Below are 20,797 nucleotides of genomic sequence, written 5' to 3'. Positions count from 1 at the left end.
GTGACGACGAGTACGACGGGGGAGTCGTCGACCGCCGCTCCACTGCTGGACCTCCAGTCGCTGGTGGTCGCGGTGCGCAGGCGCCGCCGCCTCTGGTGCGCCCTGGCGCTGCTCGGCCTGCTGGCCGGCGCGGCACTGGCCGTCCTGCGGCCGCCGCCGCCCAGCGCGACGGCCAAGGTGCTGGTCGCCCACGCGGCGGACCAGCCGAACGATCCCGGAACGCTGATCCGCACCGACGCCGCCCTGCTGCAGACCACCGGGATCGCCGGCGCGGCGCTGAAAGCCCTCGGATCCGCCGAGAAGCCCGAGGACTTCATGAAGGAGTACGCGGGGGCGGGCCTGACCAACAACCTGCTGGAGATCACCGTGACCGGGAAGAGCGACGCCGAGGCCCAGGCCCGCGCCAAGGCGCTGGCCGAGGCCTTCGTCGCCGACCACGTGCAGCGGATCCAGGAGGCCGCGGACGCCGAGTCCAAGGCCCTGCTCGACCAGCGCGACCGGATGCGCCAGGAACTCGACCAGGTCAACCAGCAGATCGGCACCGGCACGCAGCCGAACGGCGCCAAGGGGCCGGCCAACCTGGAGTCGCTCTACGCCAGCCGGGCCGAACTCACCGCCCGGATCACCGACTTCGGCCAGCGCGCCGCCGAGGCCAAGGTCGGCGCGCCCCGGCTGGTGGCCGGCACCCAGATCGTGGACGCCCCGCACGCGGTGCGGCAGTCGCTGCCGAAGACGGCCGCCACCGACGCCGGGATCGGAGCCGTCCTCGGACTGTTCCTCGGGATCGCCGTGGCCGCCGTCGGCGCGGTGGTGGCGGACCGCCCGGTGCTGCGCCGGGAGATCGCGGCCCACCTCGGCGCCTCCGTGATCGCGGAGCTGGCGCAGGTGCCGCGCCGCTCGCGCGGCCGCTGGCAGCTGCGCCGGACCAGGGCGGCCCGGGAGCGGGTCACCGCCACCCTGGCCCGCACCGTGCGCGGCTGCGCCGAGCCGGTGTCGCTGCTCGAACTGGGCTGCGCGCACAGCACCGGCGCGCTCGCCCTGGACCTCGCCGGGGCGCTGACCGAGCAGGACGGCCCCGTGGTCGTCGTCGACGGGCTGCCCGGACCGCAGCTCGCCCGGCGCACCGCGAAGCCGGGGGAGCCGACCGTGGTCCGCGGCGAGCAGGCCGGGGCCGTTCCGCAGCCGCAGGAGCGCCGGGTCGGCGTCGGCTCGGTGGCGCCCGGCACGGCCTGGACCGACCTCCGGTACCTCGGCACCCGGACGGTGCTGGTCGTCCGGGCCGGGGCCGGCAGCGCCGCCTGGCTGCACACCGTGGCCCGCCAGCTCGCCGAGCAGCACATCCCGGTGCTCGGCGTGGTGCTGATCGACCCCGACCCGCGCGACCGCACCGACGGCACCCGCTGGGACGGGCCGCCCGCCGCGCCGCCCGACCGCGACGAACGACCCGCCCGGCTGATCCGGCTGGGCCGACGGCGGACCGAACGACTACCGGCCTGGACCGCACGGGTCCCGGACATCGACCAGGAGGCGAGGTAGGACATGTGCGGCATCGCAGGAACGTACCGGTGGCCGGACGGGAAGGTCGTGACCGACCTGCTCACCGACACCCTCGCCCACCGCGGCCCGGACGGCGCCGGCCGGTACGGCCACTCCCTCGGCGACGGCGAGGTGCACCTCGGGCACCGCCGGCTGGCCATCGTCGACCTCTCCGGGACGGGCGCCCAGCCGATGGCCAAGGACGGCCTGGTGCTGACCTACAACGGCGAGCTGTACAACGCCCCCGAGCTGCGCGCCGAACTGGCCGCCACCGGGGTGCGCTTCCGCGGCACCTCCGACACCGAGGTGCTGCTGGAGGCCTGGCGGCGCTGGGGCACCGACTGCCTGCCCCGGCTGCGCGGCATGTTCGCCTTCGGGGTCTTCGACGAGCGGACCGGCGAGCTGGTGCTCGCCCGCGACCAGCTCGGCATCAAGCCGCTGTTCCTGCTCCGGCGCGGCGAGGGCCTGGTGTTCGCCTCCGAGCTCAAGGCGCTGGCCGCCGCGACCGGCGGCTCGCTGGAGGTGGACCACGCGGCGATGGTGGCCTCGCTGCTCTACTACTGGGTGCCGGACTCCCGGTGCGCGTACCGCGAGGCGGAGAAGCTGCCGCCGGGCAGCTGGCTGCGCTGCCGGCCCGACGGCCGGGTGGAGCGCGGCAGGTACTGGCACCTGCGGGAGGTCGCCGCCGAGGGCCGCGAGCGGGCCCGGGCCGGCGAACTGCCGGACCTCGCCGCGATCGTCGAGGAGTCGACGCGGCGCCACCTGCTCTCCGACGTCCCGGTGGCGACCTTCCTCTCCGGCGGACTGGACTCCAGCTACCTGACCGCACTGGCGGCCCGCGACCGCCCGGGGATCTCCGCCTACACGATCGGCTTCCGCGCCGAGGACGCCAGGTTCGAGGCGATGCCGGACGACCTGCGCTACGCCCGGCAGGTGGCGGCGCAGTTCGGCGTCGACCTGCACGAGATCGAGATCGCCCCGGACGTGCTGGACCTGCTGCCGCGGATGACGTACCACCTGGACGAGCCGATCGGCGACCCGGCCGCCATCAACACCTTCCTGATCTGCTCGGCCGCCCGGGAGGCCGGGGTCAAGGTGCTGCTCTCCGGGATGGGCGCCGACGAGCTGTTCGCCGGCTACCGCAAGCACCTGGCCAACCAGCTGGCGCTGCGCTACCAGCGCGTGCCGCGGCCGCTGCGGCGCGGCCTGTCCGCCGCGGTGGACCGGCTGCCGGTGGCCACCGCCAACCGGGGGCTGCGCTCGGTGCGGTTCGCCAAGCGCTTCCTCTCCTTCGCCGATCTGCCGGAGGAGACGGCGTTCCGGCGCAGCTACACCATGTACGACCGGGAGGAGCTGCTCGCCCTGGTCGACCCGGACCTCGCCGGGACGGTCCAGGACGTGCTGGACGAGCACGCGGACGTCTACCGGGACAACGAGCTCGACGACTTCGTCAACCGGATGTGCCTGGGCGACGCCCGGATGTTCCTGCCGGGCCTCAACCTCGCCTACACGGACCGCTCCAGCATGGCCGCGTCGACCGAGGTGCGGGTGCCGTACGTGGACGTCGAGGTGGTCAGGGCCGCGTTCACGGTGCCCGGCGACCGCAAGATCGTCGGACGCCAGGGCAAGGCCGTGCTCAAGGAGGCGGCCACCTCCGTGCTGCCCCGGGAGATCGTGTACCGGCCCAAGGGCCTGTTCAGCGCGCCGCTGCGGGCCTGGATGAGCCGGGACCTCGCCCCGCTGGTGCGCGAGGTGATCAACGACGGCGAGCTGGTGCGCTCCGGCTTCCTGCGCCGTGACGCGCTGGCCCGGCTGGCTGCCGAGGACGCCGCCGGGCAGCAGGACTTCTCCAAGCACCTGTGGCACGTGCTGACCCTGGAGTACTGGTACCGCGGCGCGACCTCCGGCTCCGCCGCCCACTGAACTGCGAGAGAAGCAAGGGGACTTCCGGTGAAACAGGTTGTGCAGAACTACAAGAGCGGCGAACTGTCGGTGCTCGACGTGCCGGTGCCGGGGTGCAAGCCGGGCGGGGTGCTGGTGCGCAGCGCCTTCTCGCTGATCTCCACCGGGACCGAGCTGATGAAGGTGTCCGAGGCCGGGATGTCGATGGTGGGCAAGGCCCGCTCGCGCCCCGACCAGGTGGCCAAGGTTATGCAGAGCGTCGCCACCAACGGCCTGCCCGCCACCTACCGCAAGGTGATGGGCAAGCTGGACTCCTACACGCCGCTGGGCTACTCGCTGTGCGGGGTGGTGGAGCAGGTCGGCGCCGGGGTCGACGACGTCAAGGTCGGGGACCTGGTGGCCTGCGCGGGCAACGAGCACGCGCTGCACGCCGAACTGAACTGGGTGCCGAAGAACCTCTACACCCCGGTCCCGGACGGCCTCGCGCCGCAGCACGCGGCCTTCGGCACCGTCGGGTCGATCGCCCTCCAGGGCGTGCGCCAGGGCGAGCCGCAGCTCGGCGAGGTGGCGCTGGTGATCGGCCTGGGGCTGATCGGCCAGCTGGTGGTGCAGCTGCTCACCGCCGCGGGCGTCCGGGTGGTCGGGGCGGACCCCGACCCGGTGCGCTGCGAACTCGCCGAGCGGCTGGGCGCGGTGGCCTGCGGCGATCCCGGCTCCGCGGTGGTGGAGACCGCCGTCGCCGAGCTGACCGACGGCCACGGCGTGGACCAGGTGTACCTGGCGGCCGGCGGCGGCAGCAACCAACCCGTCGAGCTGGCCGCGCAGTTGAGCCGGGACCGCGGCCGGGTGGTGGACATCGGCAAGTGCCGCCTCGACCTGCCGTGGAACGCCTACTACGAGAAGGAGCTGGACGTCCGGTTCTCCCGCTCGTACGGCCCCGGGCGCTACGACCCGGAGTACGAGCTGGCGGGCCGGGACTACCCGATCGGCTACGTGCGCTGGACCGAGCGCCGCAACCTGGCCTGCTTCCTCGACCTCGCCGCCCGCGGCCGGGTGGACGTGGCGCCGCTGATCTCCCACATCGCCGACTTCGACGACGCGGTGGAGACCTACCGGCGTTTGAAGGACGGCGAGTTGAAGGCCGTGGCGGTGCTGTTCCGGTACCCGGGCGCCGAGGCCGGGCAGGCGGCGCAGGCCCCGACGCTGGCCGTCCCCGAGGTACGGCGCCCCGGCCGGGCCACCGCCCCCGCCCGGCCGGCCGGGACGCCGGTGCGGCTGGCGTTCGTCGGCGCGGGGAACTACGCGACGTCGATGCTGCTGCCGCACCTGGCCCAGCGCGAGGGCGTCGCGCTGTCCACCGTCGTCACCACCACGGCGCTGTCCGCGGCCAACGCCCAGCGCAAGTTCGGCTTCGACCGGGCGACCACCGACCTGGACGCCGTGCTCGGCGACGACTCGATCGACGCGGTCTTCGTGGTCACCCGGCACAGCTCGCACGCCGCGCTGACCGAGCGGGCGCTGCTGGCCGGCAAGCCGGTGTTCGTGGAGAAGCCGCTGGCCCTCACCGAGGCCGAACTGGCGCGCGTGCTCGCCGCGGTGGAGGAGTCCGGCAACGACCGCCTCCAGGTGGGCTTCAACCGCCGCTTCGCGCCGCTGCTGCGCGAGGCCAGGAGCCACTTCGGCGCCCGCGGCGGCCCGGCGAGCCTGCGCTACCTGGTCAACGCCGGGCGGCTCCAGCACGGCAGCTGGTACCTCCAACAGGGCACCGAGGGCTCGCGGTTCGCGGGCGAGGGCGGGCACTTCATCGACACGGCGAGCTGGCTGCTGGGCGCCGACCCGGTCTCGGTGTACGCCGTCGCCCCGGCCGGCAACGAGGACCTGCAGATCGTGCTGGGCTACCCGGACGGCTCCACCGCCACCCTCAGCTACGTCACCACCGGCGCGCCCGGCTTCCCCAAGGAGACGCTGGACCTGGTCGCGGACGGCAAGGTGCTCAAGCTCGACGACTTCGTCCGCGCCTCGGTGCACTTCAGCGGCACGGCCGGGCGCAAGCGCTGGGTCAGCTCCCGGCTGCCGAAGGCCCGGGACAAGGGCCAGTCCGCCGAACTGGCCTCGTTCATCAAGGCGGTGCGGACCGGCGGGCCGATGCCGGTGCCGCTGGAGTCGCTGGTCGCCACCACGGCGGCCACCCTCGCCGTCCAGGCCGCCCTGGCCGGCGGCGCGCCGGTGACCCTGGCGGGGCCGAAGTGACCATGAGCCCGGGCTGGTACCTGCGCCGGCTGTCCCGGATGGGACCGCGGGAGGTCGGCGGCCGGGCCGGCGACGTGCTGCGCCGGCGGCGGTGGCGCTCGGCGCCGCCGAGCGCCCCGGCCGTCACCGGCGCCCGGTTCACCGCCGTCCTGCCCGCCGGGGCGCTCGCCGCCGTCCCGGCGGACGCCGCCAAGCGGCTGGTCGCCGCGGCGGACCGGCTGATGGACGGGCACGCCGAGTACTTCGGGGTGGAGCGCGCCGACCTGGCCGCCCCGGACTGGTGGCTCGACCCGAAGACCGGCCGACGCGCACCGGACGGCTACGCCTTCGACCTGCCCTACCGGGACGAGGACGCCGTCGGCGACATCAAGCAGATCTGGGAGCCGTCCCGGCACCAGCACCTGACGGTGCTCGCCGCCGCCTACGCGCTGACCCGCAACGAGCGGTACGCCGAGCGGGCGGCCGAGCACCTGCAGTCCTGGTGGCAGGCCAACCCGCCGCTGCGCGGCGTGCACTGGATCAGCGGCATCGAGCTGGGCATCCGGCTGCTGTCCTGGGTGTGGGTGCGCCGACTGCTCGACGGCTGGCCCGGTGCGGCCGGGCTGTTCGAGGACAACCCGGTGGCGCTGGAGCAGATCTGGCACCACCAGCACTGGCTGGCCGCCTTCCCCAGCCGGGGCTCCTCGGCGAACAACCACGTGATCGCCGAGGACGCCGGGCAGTTCGCGGCGGCCTGCGCGTTCGACTGGTTCCCCGCCTCGGAGCGCTGGCGCGCCGACGCGCTGCGCTCGCTGGAGCGGCAGCTGCGCGCCAACACCTTCCCCTCCGGGCTCAACCGCGAACTGGCCACCGAGTACCACGGACTGGTCCTGGAACTCGGCCTGGCCGCGGTGGCCGAGGCGGACGCGGCCGCCGTGCCCGTCCCCGGGACCGTCCGGCTGGTGCTGCTGCGGATGACCGACGCCCTCGCGGCCGTGGTGGACGAGCGCCTGCGCCCGCCCCGCCAGGGGGACGCCGACGACGGGCACGGCCTGGTCCTGGACGGCGCGGGCAGCGACCGCTGGGCCTCGCTGCTGGCCACCGGGGAGGCCGTGTTCGGCCGGCTCGCCTGGTGGCCGGCGGTGACCGGCACCGATGTGCGCACCCCGCTGCTGGCCGCGCTGCTGCGGCCGTACGCCCAGGACGGCACGGTGGCCCGCCCGGCGGCGCGGCCGGTGCACTTCCCGGACGCGGGCATGACGGTGCTGCGGGCCCCGGCGTGGAGCGGCCGGGCGGAGACCGGCCCCGGCGAGACTCGTACGGGCGAGATCTGGTGCCGCTGCGACGGCGGCCCGCACGGCTTCCTGTCCATCGCCGCGCACGGCCACGCCGACGCGCTGTCCGTGGAGGTCCGCTACGAGGGCGTCGACGTGCTCGCCGACCCGGGGACGTACTGCTACCACGGGCAGCCCGAGTGGCGGCGCTACTTCCGCTCGACGCTGGGCCACAACACCCTGGAGCTGGCCGGCACCGACCAGTCCGTCCCCGGCGGCCCGTTCCTGTGGACCAGGCACGCCCGCACCCGCGTCCTGGTCGCGGACACCTCCGACCCGGCGGTGGCCCGCTGGTGCGCCGAGCACGACGGCTACCAGGACACGGTGCACCGCCGCCGGGTGGAGCTGACGGCCGCCACCCGGGAGCTGCGGGTGGTCGACCAGGTGCGCGGCCCGGCGCGGGCCGTACGCCTGGCGTTCCACCTCGGCCCGGCGGTCAGCGCCGAACTGACCGGCCACCGGGCCGTGCTGACCTGGACCAGGGACGGCCAGGACCGCTCCGCGGTGCTCGACCTGCCCGGGCAGCTGACCTGGCGGGCGCACCGCGGCGAGAGCACGCCGCCGCTGGGCTGGTACTCGGTCGGCTTCGGCCGCAAGGAGCCCGCCACCACGCTGATCGGCACCGGAACCGCCGACGGCGAGCGGGAGTTCATCAGCGTCCTCGGGTTCCGGGGCTAGCGGGAGGATGGGGACGGTGGGGATCACCAGGTGGCGCCGGGCGGCGTCGGCCGCGTCGGTGCTGGTGCTGGCGCTGCTGGCGGCGGCGGGCTGCACCAGCACGTCGGACGCCCCGGCGGAGCCGACCGCCCCGCCGTCCCCGGCCACGGCGGTGGCCCGGGTGTGCGACCACACCGAGGCCGGGCCGGCCACCGCGCCCGCCGGCGCGGTGACGGTCGACCCCGAGGTGGTCAACGACCTGGCGGCGAAGACCAAGGCCAGCCCGCCGAACACCACGTTCTGGCTCGGACCGGGGACGCACAGCCTCGAAGCGGACCGCTACGCCCAGGTCGTCCCCAAGGACGGCGACAGCTACCTCGGCGCGCCCGGCGCGGTGCTCGACGGCCACGGGACCAACCAGTACGCCTTCGGCGGCGGCGCCGGGAACGTCACCCTCCGCTACCTGACCGTGCAGGGCTTCGTCGCCCCGCAGAACGAGGGCGTGGTCAACCACGACTCGGCCGACGGCTGGGTGATCGAGCACGCGACGATCCAGCGCAACTCCGGCGCCGGGCTGATGGCGGGCGCCCACCAGAAGGTCCGCGCCAGCTGCCTGCGCGGCAACGGGCAGTACGGCATGAACGCCTACAAGTCCGGCGCGCCGCTGGGCGACCTGCTGGTCGAGGGCAACGAGATCACCGGCAACGACACCGACCAGTGGGAGAAGCGCCAGCCCGGCTGCGGCTGCACCGGCGGCGTCAAGTTCTGGGCCGTCAACGGCGCCGACGTGCTCGGCAACTGGGTGCACGACAACCGCGGGACGGGCCTGTGGGCCGACACGAACAACAACGACTTCCGGATCGAGGGCAACCTGCTGGAGTCCAACGACGGCGCCGCGCTGATCTACGAGACCAGCTACAACGCCGTCATCCGCGACAACACGATCCGGCGCAACAACTGGGTGGACGGCCGCCGTTCCGCCGACCGCGGCGACACCTTCCCGTTCGCCACCGTCTACCTGTCCGAGTCCGGCGGCGAACCGCGGATCAAGGCCCGCACCGACAAGATCGAGATCGACCGGAACACGCTGGAGGACAACTGGTCCGGCATCACCCTGTGGGAGAACGCCGACCGGTTCTGCAACAGCCCGGCCAACACCTCCTCCGGCGCCTGCACCCTGCTGGTCCAGGACACCGCCCGCTGCGCCCGGCCGGGCATCGCCGCCGCACCGCTGTACGACGACTGCCGCTGGAAGACCCAGCGCGTCGACGTCCACGACAACCGCTTCACGCTGGACCCGTCCGTGGTCGGCTGCACCTCGACCTGCGGCCGGATGGCGGTGCTGGCCAACTACGGCACCTTCCCGGACTGGTCGCCGTACAAGGGCGAACCGGTGGCCGACGCCGTCACCGGCAAGCAGCAGAACCGCTGGCACGACAACACCTACGTCGGGCCGTGGAGCTTCGTCGCCCACGACCCGAGCCGCACCCTCGACTTCGAGCAGTGGCAGGGCGCGCCGTACCAGCAGGACCAGGGCAGCACCCTCAAGCCCGGGGCCGGTGGTTGAGATGGCCGCGACCGCGACCCGCGCCCGGGACCTCACCCGCGAGGGGCGCCCGGCCGGCCCGCCGAGGACCGTCGAGCTGATCTGGGGCCTGCTGATCCTCAACACCCTCGGCTCCGCCGGGGCACAGACGATCATCCCGCTGCCCCGCTCGCTGATCCAGATGGCCACCATGGGCGCCCTGGTCTCCGCCTTCGCGCTGGCCCTGCTGCTCAACCTGCGGCTGCGGATCCGGCCCAGCGCCCTCCTGTTCCTGCTCACCCTGCTGCTGGTGCTGAGCGTGATCTCCAGCGCCAACCTGCACTCCGGTTACGGCGCGCTGTTCCGCTGCTTCCGGCTGACGCTCTTCGTCGCCACCCTGTGGCTGCTCAGCCGCTGGTGGGACGGCAGCCAGAGCTTCGTCCGGTTCCACATCCGGATGTACTTCGTGGTGCTGGTCTCGGTGGCCGCCGGCCTGGTCGCCTCACCGGGCGCGGCCTTCCCCGACGTCTACGGCGGGCGGCTGGTCGGCGCGCTGTGGCCGCTCACCCCGCCGCAGATCGGGCAGTACGCGGCGGTGATCATCGGGCTCACCGTGCTGCTCCTGCTGGACCGCCGCACCACCGGGGCGAGCGCGGCGACGATCATCGTGCCCTCGCTCGTCCTGCTCGCGCTGACCCACACCCGCACCGCTACCATCGGACTGATCGCCGGGCTGCTGCTGGCGATCGGCTCGCTGCTGCTGACCAGCGCCGCCGCCCGCCGGCTGTTCAGCTGGGCGGTGCTGCTCGCCACCGTGGTCGGGGTGGGCCTGAACTCCCTGCTCCAGGCCTGGTTCCTGCGCGGCCAGACCCAGGAGAACATCTCCAACCTCACCGGCCGGGCCAAGGTCTGGGACGCCCTGCTGGCGGCGCCCCGGACCACCGTCGAGCAGGTCTTCGGCATGGGGCTGGGCGACAAATCCTTCGGCGGGCTGCCGATCGACAACAGCTGGCTGGCCGTCTACAACGAACAGGGCCTGGCCGGGGTCGCCGTGGTGGCCGTGGTCTTCGTGGTGCTGGGCGGCGTCGCGCTGCTGCGGCCGCCCTCGCTCGCCCGGGCCGGTGCGATCTTCCTGATCAGCTACTGCGCGATCGCCTCGTACACCGAGGCCGGGCTGGGCGACGCCTCGCCGTACCTGCTGCACCTGACCGTGGCCGCCTCGCTGCTGGCGGCGCCCGCCGGGCCCGCCGCCCTGCCGTCGCCCGCCCTCCTCCCGACCCCTGCTGCTCCCCGGCGGCGCACCGCGCCCCGGGCCCGGCGAACGGAGCTCACCTGACATGCGCGTCCTCGTGGTGCACAACCGCTACGCCTCGGCGCAGCCGAGCGGGGAGAACAAGGTCGTCGACCAGGAGGTGGGCCTGCTGCGGGAGGCCGGCCACCGGGTCGAGCTGTTCGAGCGGCGCAGCGACGACATCGCCCGCCGCTCGCTGCCGGGCAAGGTCGCGGTGCCGCTGCTGGTGCCCTGGAACCCGGCGGTGCGCACGGAGTTGGCCGCCCGGCTGCGGGCCGCGCGGCCGGACGTGGTGCACGTCCACAACGTCTTCCCGCTGCTGTCGCCCGCGGTGCTGGCGGCCTGCGCCGACGCGGGCGTGCCCGCCGTCGCGACGCTGCACAACTACACCCAGGTCTGCCCGCCGGGCACCCTCCAGCGGGACGGCCGGCCGTGCACCGAGTGCGTCGGCGGCTCGCCGCTGCCCGCCGTGCGGCACGGCTGCTACCGGGGCTCCCGGCTGGCGACGGTGCCGCTCGCGGTGGGCCTGGTGGTCAACCGGCGGCGCTGGTGGACGGGGGTGGAGCGGTTCTTCTGCATCTCCGCGGCGCAGCGCGAGGTCCTGGTGCGGTCCGGGCTGCCGGCCGAACGGCTGGCGGTGAAGCACAACTTCGTGCCGGAGCCGGGCACCGTCCGCACCGGCGCGGGGGAGCACCTGCTCTACCTGGGCCGGCTCGCGGAGGCCAAGGGCGTGCGGCTGCTGATGGCGGCCTGGGACCGGCTCGCCGCCGAGGGCGGGGTCGGGGTGCCGCTGGTGATCGCGGGCGCCGGGCCGCTGGAGGCGGAGGTGCGGGCCTGGGCGGCCGGCCGGGCGGACGTGCGCTGCGTCGGCCTGTACGACCAGGCGCAGTGCCGGGAGGCCGTCGCCCGGGCGGTCGCCGTGGTGGCGCCGTCGACCTGGCTGGAGGCCTTCGGGCTGGTGGTGGTGGAGGCGATGGCGGCCGGGGTGCCGGCCGTCGCCGCCGGTCACGGCGCCTTCGTCGAACTCGTCGAGGACGGGGTGACCGGGCTGCTGCACCGGCCGGGCGAGGCGGCCTCGCTCGCGGCCTGCCTGCGCCGGATCACGGCCGACCCGGCGGCCAACCGGGCGCTGGGCCGGGCCGCCCGGCGCCGGTACGAGCAGGGGTTCAGCCCGGCCGTCGGGCTGGAGCACCTGGTGGAGGGGTACCGGGCCGCGATCGCGGCCCGGTCCGGCGGCGCGGTCGGCGCGCCGCCGGTGGGGAACGGACACGCTGGCCCGCGGCGGGGCACCCGCGCGGGCAGGAATGGGAGCAGTCAATGACACGATGCCGACTGTGCGGCTCGACGGCGATGGGGAGCGTCGTCGACCTGGGGGCGACCCCGCCGTGCGAGAGCTTCCTCGCCGCCGACCAGTTGGACCGGCCGGAGCCGGCGTACCCGCTGCACCTGCGGGTCTGCACGGACTGCTGGCTGGCGCAGATCCCGCCGCTGATCACGCCCGAGGAGACCTTCCAGGAGTACGCGTACTTCTCCTCCTTCTCGACCTCCTGGGTGGAGCACGCCCGCGGCTTCGTCGCCGGGGCCGTGGAGCGGCTCGGGCTGGGCGCCGACGCCTTCGTGGTCGAGGTGGCCAGCAACGACGGCTACCTGCTGCGGCACGTGGTGGAGCGCGGGATCCGCTGCCTGGGCGTCGAACCGTCGGTGAACGTCGGCGCCGCCGCGCGCGAGGCCGGGGTGCCCACCCTCACCGCGTTCCTGGACCCGGACACCGGCGCGGACGTCCGCGCCGAACACGGCCCGGCGGACCTGGTGGTGGCCAACAACGTCTACGCCCACATCCCCGACGTGGTCGGCTTCACCCGGGGGCTGCGCGCCTTGGTCGCCGACGACGGCTGGGTCTCGATCGAGGTGCAGCACCTGCTGACCCTGATCGAGGAGAACCAGTACGACACCATCTACCACGAGCACTTCCAGTACTACACGGTCGCCTCCGCGATCCGGGCGCTGGCCAGCGGCGGGCTCACCCTGGTCGACGTCGAGCTGCTGCCCACCCACGGCGGCTCGATCCGGCTGTGGGCCCGGCCGGCCGAGGCGGCCGGCGAGCCGACCCCGCGGGTGGCCGACGTGCTGGCCCGGGAGAAGGCCGCCGGGCTCCAGGAGCTGGCCGGCTACACCGAGTTCTCGGCCCGGGTCGCCAAGGTCCGCCGGGACGTGCTGAGCTTCCTGATCGGGGTGGCCGAGCGCGGCGAGAGCGTCGTCGGCTACGGCGCCCCCGGCAAGGGCAACACCCTGCTCAACCACTGCGGCATCCGGCCCGACCTGCTCCCGTACACCGTCGACCGGAACCCGTACAAGCACGGCCGGTTCACCCCGGGCACCCGCATCCCGATCCTGGCGCCCGAGCAGATCGCCGCCGACCGGCCGGACTACGTGCTGGTCCTGCCGTGGAACCTGCGGGCCGAACTGGTCGAGCAGTTGTCCTTCGTGCACGAGTGGGGCGGCCGCCTGGTCTTCCCCATCCCGGAACTGAGCATCGTCGAGGGGGAGCGGTGAAGGTCGTCCTGTTCTGCGGCGGTTACGGGCTGCGGATGCGCAGCGGAGCCTCCGACGACGTGCCCAAGCCGATGGCGATGGTCGGCCCCCGGCCGCTGATCTGGCACGTGATGCGCTACTACGCCTACTACGGGCACACCGAGTTCATCCTCTGCCTCGGCTACGGCGCCCACCACATCAAGGACTTCTTCCTCAACTACCAGGAGACGACGTCCAACGACTTCGTGCTGCGGGGCGGGCGCACGGAACTGCTGTCGACCGACATCGCCTCCTGGACGATCACCTTCGCGCAGACCGGCATCGAGTCGCCGATCGGCGAGCGGCTGCGCCGGGTGCGCCACCACCTGGACGGCGACGAGATGTTCCTCGCCAACTACGCCGATGTGCTCACCGATGCGCCGCTGCCGGAGATGATCGACCGCTTCGTCGAGCGGGACGCCGGGGCGTCGATGATGGTGGTGCCGCCGCAGTCCTCCTTCCACTGCGTGGACCTGGGCGAGGACGGCCTGGTCGGGGGCATCACCGCGGTCAGCGACATGCCGCTGTGGGAGAACGGCGGGTACTTCGTGCTCCGCCAGGAGATCTTCGACCACATCCCGGAGAACGGCGACCTGGTCGCCGACGGCTGCACCGAACTCGCCAAGCGCGGCCGCCTGGTGGCCCACCAGCACCGCGGCTTCTGGAAGCCCACCGACACCGTGAAGGAGCGGGCCGCCCTGGACGCCGCCTACGCCCACGGCGACCGCCCCTGGGCCGTCTGGGAGCGGGACGGGGCCGCGGTGAGGTCCTCGTGATCCGGCTCGGCCCCGGGCCGCTGGAGCGGATCGCCGCGGTCGGCGCGCACTGCGACGACATCGCCATCGGCGCCGGCGGCACGCTGCTGACGCTGTGCGAGGCGCGTCCCGGGCTGCGGGTGGACGCGCTGGTGCTCTCCGGCGGCGGCAGCGCCCGGGAGCAGGAGGAGCAGGCCGCGCTGGCCGCCTTCTGCCCCGGCGCCGACCTGCGGCTGACCGTGCTCAAGCTGCCGGACGGCCGGCTGCCCGCGCACTGGGAGGAGGCCAAGGCCGCCGTCGAGGAACTGCGCGGGCGCACCGACCCGCAGCTGGTCCTCGCCCCGCGCACCGCCGACGCCCACCAGGACCACCGCGGCCTGGCCCGGCTGGTCCCCACCGCGTTCCGCGACCACCTGGTGCTCGGCTACGAGATCGTCAAGTGGGACGCCGACCTCGGCCGCCCGACGGCCTACCAGCCGCTGAGCCCGGAGACCGCCGAACGGAAGGGGCGGCTGCTGCAGGAGCACTACCCCTCGCAGCGGCACCGCCCCTGGTACGACCGGGAGGCCTTCCTCGGGCTCGCCCGGATCCGCGGCATCGAATGCCACGCCCGCTACGCCGAGGCCTTCGACGCCACCAAAGTCACTCTCAACCTGGGGGGTTGAACCATGCGCGTACTGCTGACCGGACACCAGGGCTACCTGGGCACCGTGATGGCCCCGGTGCTCGCCGCCGCCGGCCACGACGTCGTCGGCCTGGACGCCGGCCTGTTCGCGGAGTGCGTCCTCGGCCCGAAGCCCGCGGACCCGCCGGGCCGGCGGGTGGACCTGCGCGACGTGACCGCCGAGCACGTGGCCGGGGTGGACGCCGTGATCCACCTGGCCGCGCTCTCCAACGACCCGCTCGGCTCGCTTGCGCCGGACCTCACCTACGACATCAACCACCACGCCTCGGTGCGGCTGGCCGAGCTGGCCCGCGAGGCCGGGGTGAAGCGCTTCCTGTACGCCTCGACCTGCTCCGTCTACGGCGCGGCCGGCGGCGACGAGCTGGTGACCGAGGACGCCCCGCTGCGCCCGGTGACCCCGTACGCGGAGTCCAAGGTGCGGGTGGAGGACGACCTGCACGCCCTGGCCGACGGCGACTTCAGCCCGGTGTACATGCGCAACGCCACCGCCTTCGGCTACTCGCCCCGGCTGCGCGCCGACATCGTGCTGAACAACCTGGTCGGCCACGCGCTGCTCTCCGGCGAGGTGCTGGTGCTCTCCGACGGCACCCCCTGGCGCCCGCTGGTGCACGCCGCCGACATCGCCCGGGCCTTCACGGCCGCGCTGGAGGCGCCGCGCGAGGCGGTGCACGACCGGGCCTTCAACATCGGCAGCGAGGCCAACAACGTCACGGTCGCCGAGATCGCCGAGCAGGTCGCCGAGGCGGTGGCCGGCGCCCAGGTGGTGATCACCGGGGAGAACGGCGCCGACCCGCGCTCCTACCGGGTGGACTTCTCCCGGTTCCGGGCCGCCCTGCCCGGCTTCGACTGCGAGTGGACGGTCAAGCAGGGCGCGGTCGAACTCGCCGAGGCCTACCGGAAGTTCGGGCTGACCAGGGAGGACTTCGAGCGGCGCTTCACCCGGCTGGCGGTGCTCCGCGAGGCCACCGGCGCCGGCGCCGTCGACGACACCCTGCGGTGGCGCCGGTGACCGGGGTCGGCGAGCGGATGCACGCCCTGGTGGAGCGGCTGTACCCGCTCCGCCGGAGCATCACCGGCGACGGCGTGCGCGCCACCCTGGACGTCGTCGGCGAGTACGTCCCGCTGACGGTGCACGAGGTGCCGACCGGGACGCAGGTGCTCGACTGGACGGTGCCCCAGGAGTGGAACGTCCGGGACGCCTACGTCGCCGACGCCGCGGGCCGCCGGGTCGTCGACCTCGCCGCGTCCAGCCTGCACGTGCTCGGCTACAGCGTGCCGGTCGCGGCCACCATGCCGCTGAGCGAGCTGCGCCCGCACCTCCACACCCTGCCGGACCACCCCACCTGGGTGCCCTACCGCACCAGCTACTACACCCCGGAGTGGGGGTTCTGCCTGGCCCAGGAGACCTTGGACGCGCTGCCCGAGGGCGACTACGAGGTGCGGATCGACTCCACCCTCGCGGACGGCCACCTCACCTACGCCGAGCACGTCGTCCCCGGGCAGGTCGCCGACGAGGTGCTGGTCTCCTGCCACGTCTGCCACCCCGCGCTGGCCAACGACAACCTGGCCGGCATCGCGGTGGCGACCTTCCTGGCCCGCGAACTGGCCGAGCGGACGCCCTACTACACCTACCGGTTCGTCTTCGCCCCGGGCACCATCGGGGCGATCACCTGGCTGGCCCGCAACCGGGAGCGGGTGGACCGGGTCAAGCACGGCCTGGTGCTGGCCTGCGCCGGGGACCGGGGGCAGCTGACGTACAAGCAGAGCCGGCGCGGCGACGCGGAGATCGACCGGGTGCTGGGGCATGTCCTGCGCACCTCCGAACGCCCGCACCGCGTCACCGAGTTCACGCCGTACGGCTACGACGAGCGGCAGTACTGCTCGCCCGGGTTCGACCTCGGCGTCGGTTCGCTCAGCCGGACCCCGTACGCCGGGTACCCCGAGTACCACACCTCGGCGGACGACCTGGACTTCGTGCGGCCCGAGGCGATGGCGGACACCCTCGCGGTCTGCCGGGAGGCCTTCGCCGTGCTCGACCGCAACCGGCGCTACCTCAACCTCAGCCCCTACGGCGAACCGCAGTTGGGCCGGCGCGGGCTGTACGACTCGCTCGGCGGGCGCAGCGACGCCAAGCAGGCCCAGCTGGCCATGCTGTGGGTGCTCAGCCTCTCCGACGGCGAGCACGGCCTGCTGGACGTGGCCGAGCGCTCCGGGCTGCCGTTCGACACCGTGGCCGCCGCGGCCGACGCCCTGCGGGGCGCCGGGCTGATCAAGGCCTGACGCCGATGACCACCGAGGAGGTGAGGACGACGGCATCGGCGGGCCGGGACGGGGCGCAGGCCCGGCCCGCCGGGCGGGGCGTGCTCGGCCGGGTGTCCTGGGGGCTGGCCGACCAGGCGGTCACCAGCATGATCAACTTCGCGGTGGGCATCTACGTCGCCCGGGAGCTGGGGGTGCACGCGTTCGGCGTGTTCAGCCTGGCCTGGCTGACCTACGGCGTGGTGCTCAACGTCTCCCGCGGGCTGGCCACCGACCCGCTGATGGTGCGGTTCAGCGGCGTGCCGGAGGCGACCTGGCGCGCCGCGGCGGCCCGGTCCTCCGGCACCGCGCTCGCCGTCGGCGCCACCCTCGGCGCCGTCTGCCTGCTGGTCGGGCTCGGCCTCGGCGGCGACGTGGGGCCCGCGTTCGCGAGCCTCGGCCTCGCCCTGCCGGCGCTGCTGCTCCAGGACTCCCGTCGGTTCGCCTTCTTCGCCGCCGGCACCGGGCGGAAGGCCTTCGCCAACGACCTGGTGCAGGGCCTCGCGCTGATCCCGGCCATGGTGGTGGCGGCCCGGGTGGGCACCGTGGCCGCCTTCCTGCTGGCCTGGGGCGCCGCCGCGGCGGCCGCCGCCGGGTACGGCTTCCTCCAGTCCGGCGTCCGGCCCCGGGTCACCCAGGCCCGCGGCTGGCTGCGCGAGCAGCGCGACCTCGGCAGCCGCTACCTGGTCGAGAACGTCAGCCTCAGCGGCGCCGGCCAGCTGCGGGCGTACGGGCTCGGCGCGATCGTCGGCGTCGGCGCGGTCGGCGCCGTCCGGGGCGCCGAACTCCTCCAGGGGCCGTTCCTCGCCCTGCTGATGGGGCTCTCCCTGGTCACCGTGGCGGAGGCCGCCCGGGTCCTGCGGCAGACACCGCGCCGGCTCGGCCGGTTCTGCCTGCTGCTCGGCGGCGGACAGGCCGGCGCCGCCCTGCTGTGGGGCTCGGCGCTGCTGCTGATGCCCGACCGGGCCGGACAGTTCGTCCTCGGCGACGTCTGGCACTCCGCCTCGCCGCTCATCCTCCCCGCCACCCTCGGCGTCGCGGGCGCCGGCCTCGGCAGCGGCGCGGCCGCCGGGCTGCGCGCCCTCGCCGCCGCCCGGCGCAGCCTGCGCTGCCAACTCTTCGCCTCCGCCTGCTACCTGGGCGGCGGGCTCGGCGGCGCCGCCGCGGCCGGCACCGTCGGCTCCGCCTGGGGCGTCGCCACCGCCACCGCCTGCGGCGCCGCCGTCTGGTGGCTCCAACTGCGCGCCGCCCTGCGCGAGCACCACCGCACCCCCGTCCCCGAAACGGAGGACGACATCCCCGAAGTGAGGACGCCTTGACCGCCGTTCCCCGACTGAGCATCGGCCTGCCCGTCTACAACGGCCAGGAGTACCTCGCCGAGTCGCTCGACGCCCTGCTCGGCCAGACCTACCAGGACTTCGAACTGGTCATCTCCGACAACGCCTCGACCGACGCCACCGAGTCCATCTGCCGCGAGTACGCCGCGCAGGACTCCCGGATCCGCTACCTCCGGCTGCCCCGGAACATCGGCGCCGCGCCCAACCACAACTACGTCTTCACCCAGTGCCGCGGCGAACTCTTCAAGTGGGCCTCGCACGACGACCTCTACGCCCGGGACCTCCTGCTGCGCTGCGTCGAGGCGCTGGACGACCGGCCCGAGGTCATCCTCGCCCACTCCGGCCAGGCGGTCATCGACGAGCACGGCCGGGTGAAGGTCCCCTACGCGTACGGCCTCGCCACCGACTCCCCGCGCGCCCCGGAGCGCTTCCGCAGCCTGCTGTTCGAGCCCGGCGGCGACGACTTCTACGGGGTGATGCGGGCCGACGTGCTGCGCCGGGTCAAGCCGCACGACAGCTACCACCACGCCGACCGCACCTTCGTCGCCGAGATCACCCTGCACGGCCCCTTCCACCAGGTACCGGAACTGCTCTACTTCCGCCGCGACCACCCCACCCGGGCCGAGCGGGCCAACCCCTCCAAGCGCTCCCGCTGCGTCAACCTGGACCCGCGCCGGGCCGGGCCGCTGCACCCCACGCCCCGGCTGCTCGCCGAGTACGTCTGGGGCTTCGCCGCGGCCGTCCGCCGGGCGCCGCTGTCCACCGCCGACCGGCGGGCCTGCTACGGCCACCTGGCCGCCTGGATGACCAGCCGGGCCCGGCCGGGCGCCGGCGAACGGGTCGAGGACCGCACCCCCGTGCCGTCCTCGGACGGCTCCGCCGCCTCCGTCGACGACCTGGTGGCCGGACGCGGGGGGAGGCGGGCATGACCGCGCGAACCCCGGTGCGCGTCGGGGTGTTCGGCCTGCTCGGCTCCGGCAACCTCGGCAACGACGGCTCGCTGGAGGCCGTGCTCGGCCACCTCCGCGCCGAGCACCCGGACGCCGCGGTGGACGCGCTCTGCGGCGGCCCGGAGGTGGTCACCGCCCGCTACCGCATCCCCGCCACCCGGCTGCACTGGTACCGCGGCGAGTACCGCACCGCCTCCCGGGCCGGCGCCGTCCTCGGCAAGGGCCTGGGCAAGCTCGTCGACGCCGCCCGCACCGCCGCCTGGGTGCGCCGGCACGACGTGGTGATCGTCCCGGGCATGGGGGTCCTGGAGGCCACCCTGCCGCTGCGCCCCTGGGGCTTCCCGTACGCGCTGTTCCTGCTCTGCGCCTCCGGCCGGCTGCTGCGCACCCCGGTGGCGCTGGTCGGCGTCGGCGCCGCCCGGATCGGCAACCCGGCCACCCGGGCGCTGGTGCGCTGGTCCGCCCGGCTGGCCGCGCACCGCTCGTACCGGGACGAGCTGTCCCGCGACGCCATGCGGGCGATGGGCGTGGACACCGCGCGCGACGCCGTCCACCCGGACATCGCCTTCGCCCTCCCGGCACCGCCCGCCACCGGCTCCCCCGACGGGCGGGTCTGCGTCGGCGTCATGGACTTCCACGGCGGCGACGACGACCGCGCCCGGTCCGAGCAGGTCCACCGGCAATACCTCGACGGCACCACCCGCTTCGTCCGCGCGCTGGTCGAGGACGGCCGGCCGGTCCGGCTGCTCACCGGCGACGCGGTCGACGCCCGGGTGGTCGCCGCGATCGTCGAGGCCGTCGACTCCCCGCTGGTCTCCGTCTCCGGGGCCGCCTCGCTGGCCGAGCTGATGGCGGAGACGGCCGCCGCCGACGCCGTGGTGGCCACCAGGTACCACAACCTGGTCTGCGCGCTGCGGACCGGCACCCCGACGCTCGCCCTGAGCTACGCGGCCAAGAGCGACGCGCTGATGGCCCGGATGGGGCTGGGGGAGTACTGCCACCCCGCCCGCGAGGTCGACGCCGACCGGCTGATCGAGCAGTTCCGGGCGCTGGAGAAGCACGCGACGGAGCTGCGGCAGACCCTCGCCGAGCGGAACCTGGAGGCCACCCGGAGCCTCGACCACCAGTTCACCGCCCTGACCACGGCCGTCTTCCCCAACTCGCCCAAGGAACCCTCGTGAAGGCCACCGAAATCCCGGCGATCGCCGGTGCCTACCTCTTCGAACCGACCCCCTACGCCGACGAACGCGGCTTCTTCTGCCGCACCTTCGACGCCGAGGTGCTCCGCTCGGTGGGCCTCGACCCCGAGGCCTTCGTGCAGCACAGCGTCTCCCGTTCGGTGCGGGGCGTGCTGCGCGGCCTGCACCTGCGCTCCGGCGCCGGGGAGGCGAAGATCGTGCGCTGCTCGCACGGGGAGGTGTTCGACGTGGTCGTGGACCTGCGCCCCGACTCGCCGACCTACCGCAACGTGGCCACCTTCGAGCTCTCCGGCGAGACCCAGGTCAGCGTCTACATCCCGGCGGGGTGCGCGCACGGCTTCCAGGCACTCACCGACGCCGACGTCTCGTACCGGATCGACCGCCCGCACGACCCGGCCGAGGACGTCACCATCGCCTTCGACGACCCGGAGCTCGCCATCCCCTGGCCGCTGCCCGCCACGTCGATGTCCAAGCGGGACCGGGAGGCGCCCAGCCTCGCCGAGGCCCTGCGCGCGGAGGAGAACTGAG

General features: G+C 74.4%; 16 protein-coding genes. All 16 read left to right on the top strand.

Annotation, left to right across the window (positions count from 1 at the left end; all coding sequences use genetic code 11):
- The 16 genes from ACFV8H_RS31505 to rfbC are packed head-to-tail and all read left to right on the top strand — an operon-like array spanning position 1 to position 20,796.
- Positions 1–1,536, top strand: coding sequence for a Wzz/FepE/Etk N-terminal domain-containing protein (locus tag ACFV8H_RS31505; protein ID WP_380406835.1), 1,536 nt, complete (start codon positions 1–3; stop codon positions 1,534–1,536).
- A gap of 3 nt (positions 1,537–1,539) precedes the next feature.
- Complete coding sequence (asnB, locus tag ACFV8H_RS31500) at positions 1,540–3,459, top strand: asparagine synthase (glutamine-hydrolyzing) (RefSeq protein WP_380406834.1); 1,920 nt, start codon at positions 1,540–1,542, stop codon at positions 3,457–3,459.
- A gap of 27 nt (positions 3,460–3,486) precedes the next feature.
- A complete protein-coding gene (locus tag ACFV8H_RS31495) occupies positions 3,487–5,688 on the top strand; it encodes a bi-domain-containing oxidoreductase (protein ID WP_380406832.1) in 2,202 nt (733 codons plus the stop codon).
- 2 nt (positions 5,689–5,690) lie between these two features.
- Entirely contained in the window at positions 5,691–7,679 is a 1,989-nt protein-coding gene (locus tag ACFV8H_RS31490; protein WP_380406846.1) for an alginate lyase family protein, read from the top strand.
- Positions 7,680–7,695: 16 nt separating this feature from the next.
- Positions 7,696–9,225 carry a right-handed parallel beta-helix repeat-containing protein gene (locus ACFV8H_RS31485; protein WP_380406830.1) on the top strand — a complete coding sequence of 510 codons (1,530 nt, stop codon included), beginning with the start codon at positions 7,696–7,698 and terminating at the stop codon, positions 9,223–9,225.
- Between the two features lies 1 nt (position 9,226).
- On the top strand, positions 9,227–10,519 hold the full coding sequence (locus ACFV8H_RS31480) for an O-antigen ligase domain-containing protein (protein WP_380406828.1): 1,293 nt from the start codon (positions 9,227–9,229) through the stop codon (positions 10,517–10,519).
- 1 nt (position 10,520) lies between these two features.
- The gene (locus ACFV8H_RS31475) at positions 10,521–11,795 is read left to right on the top strand and encodes a glycosyltransferase (RefSeq protein ID WP_380406826.1); all 1,275 of its coding nucleotides are present in this window, start codon (positions 10,521–10,523) and stop codon (positions 11,793–11,795) included.
- Entirely contained in the window at positions 11,792–13,027 is a 1,236-nt protein-coding gene (locus ACFV8H_RS31470; RefSeq protein WP_380406824.1) for a class I SAM-dependent methyltransferase, read from the top strand. Before ACFV8H_RS31475 ends, ACFV8H_RS31470 begins: the two co-directional genes overlap by 4 nt.
- Positions 13,024–13,821, top strand: a complete 798-nt coding sequence (locus ACFV8H_RS31465; RefSeq protein ID WP_380406822.1) for a glucose-1-phosphate cytidylyltransferase — start codon at positions 13,024–13,026, stop codon at positions 13,819–13,821. Before ACFV8H_RS31470 ends, ACFV8H_RS31465 begins: the two co-directional genes overlap by 4 nt.
- Entirely contained in the window at positions 13,818–14,465 is a 648-nt protein-coding gene (locus ACFV8H_RS31460; RefSeq protein WP_380406820.1) for a PIG-L deacetylase family protein, read from the top strand. Before ACFV8H_RS31465 ends, ACFV8H_RS31460 begins: the two co-directional genes overlap by 4 nt.
- A gap of 3 nt (positions 14,466–14,468) precedes the next feature.
- Positions 14,469–15,494 (top strand): NAD-dependent epimerase/dehydratase family protein, encoded by a 1,026-nt coding sequence (locus ACFV8H_RS31455; RefSeq protein ID WP_380406818.1) that lies wholly within the window; start codon positions 14,469–14,471, stop codon positions 15,492–15,494.
- Positions 15,482–16,765 (top strand): DUF4910 domain-containing protein, encoded by a 1,284-nt coding sequence (locus ACFV8H_RS31450; protein ID WP_380406816.1) that lies wholly within the window; start codon positions 15,482–15,484, stop codon positions 16,763–16,765. Before ACFV8H_RS31455 ends, ACFV8H_RS31450 begins: the two co-directional genes overlap by 13 nt.
- Before the next feature lie 5 nt (positions 16,766–16,770).
- On the top strand, positions 16,771–18,102 hold the full coding sequence (locus tag ACFV8H_RS31445) for a hypothetical protein (protein WP_380406814.1): 1,332 nt from the start codon (positions 16,771–16,773) through the stop codon (positions 18,100–18,102).
- Positions 18,099–19,049 (top strand): glycosyltransferase family 2 protein, encoded by a 951-nt coding sequence (locus tag ACFV8H_RS31440; protein ID WP_380406812.1) that lies wholly within the window; start codon positions 18,099–18,101, stop codon positions 19,047–19,049. The genes ACFV8H_RS31445 and ACFV8H_RS31440 overlap by 4 nt, the downstream gene beginning before the upstream one ends.
- Positions 19,046–20,251 (top strand): polysaccharide pyruvyl transferase family protein, encoded by a 1,206-nt coding sequence (locus tag ACFV8H_RS31435; RefSeq protein ID WP_380406810.1) that lies wholly within the window; start codon positions 19,046–19,048, stop codon positions 20,249–20,251. Before ACFV8H_RS31440 ends, ACFV8H_RS31435 begins: the two co-directional genes overlap by 4 nt.
- The gene (gene rfbC, locus ACFV8H_RS31430) at positions 20,248–20,796 is read left to right on the top strand and encodes a dTDP-4-dehydrorhamnose 3,5-epimerase (protein WP_380406808.1); all 549 of its coding nucleotides are present in this window, start codon (positions 20,248–20,250) and stop codon (positions 20,794–20,796) included. The genes ACFV8H_RS31435 and rfbC overlap by 4 nt, the downstream gene beginning before the upstream one ends.
- Position 20,797: the final 1 nt, after the last annotated feature.

The sequence above is a fragment of the Kitasatospora sp. NPDC059827 genome (assembly GCF_042731675.1).
In the GTDB taxonomy this organism is placed as follows: Bacteria; Actinomycetota; Actinomycetes; order Streptomycetales; family Streptomycetaceae; genus Kitasatospora.
Note: the sequence above shows the minus strand (reverse complement) of the source record. Positions and strands in the feature narration are given on the sequence as shown.

Excerpts from the sequence above, each read along its gene's own strand:
- asnB (WP_380406834.1), top strand. The coding sequence starts at position 1,540 with ATGTGCGGCATCGCAGGAACGTACCGGTGGCCGGACGGGAAGGTCGTG.
- ACFV8H_RS31490 (WP_380406846.1), top strand. The coding sequence starts at position 5,691 with ATGAGCCCGGGCTGGTACCTGCGCCGGCTGTCCCGGATGGGACCGCGG.
- ACFV8H_RS31480 (WP_380406828.1), top strand. The coding sequence starts at position 9,227 with ATGGCCGCGACCGCGACCCGCGCCCGGGACCTCACCCGCGAGGGGCGC.
- ACFV8H_RS31475 (WP_380406826.1), top strand. The coding sequence starts at position 10,521 with ATGCGCGTCCTCGTGGTGCACAACCGCTACGCCTCGGCGCAGCCGAGC.
- ACFV8H_RS31470 (WP_380406824.1), top strand. The coding sequence starts at position 11,792 with ATGACACGATGCCGACTGTGCGGCTCGACGGCGATGGGGAGCGTCGTC.
- ACFV8H_RS31455 (WP_380406818.1), top strand. The coding sequence starts at position 14,469 with ATGCGCGTACTGCTGACCGGACACCAGGGCTACCTGGGCACCGTGATG.
- ACFV8H_RS31445 (WP_380406814.1), top strand. The coding sequence starts at position 16,771 with ATGACCACCGAGGAGGTGAGGACGACGGCATCGGCGGGCCGGGACGGG.
- ACFV8H_RS31435 (WP_380406810.1), top strand. The coding sequence starts at position 19,046 with ATGACCGCGCGAACCCCGGTGCGCGTCGGGGTGTTCGGCCTGCTCGGC.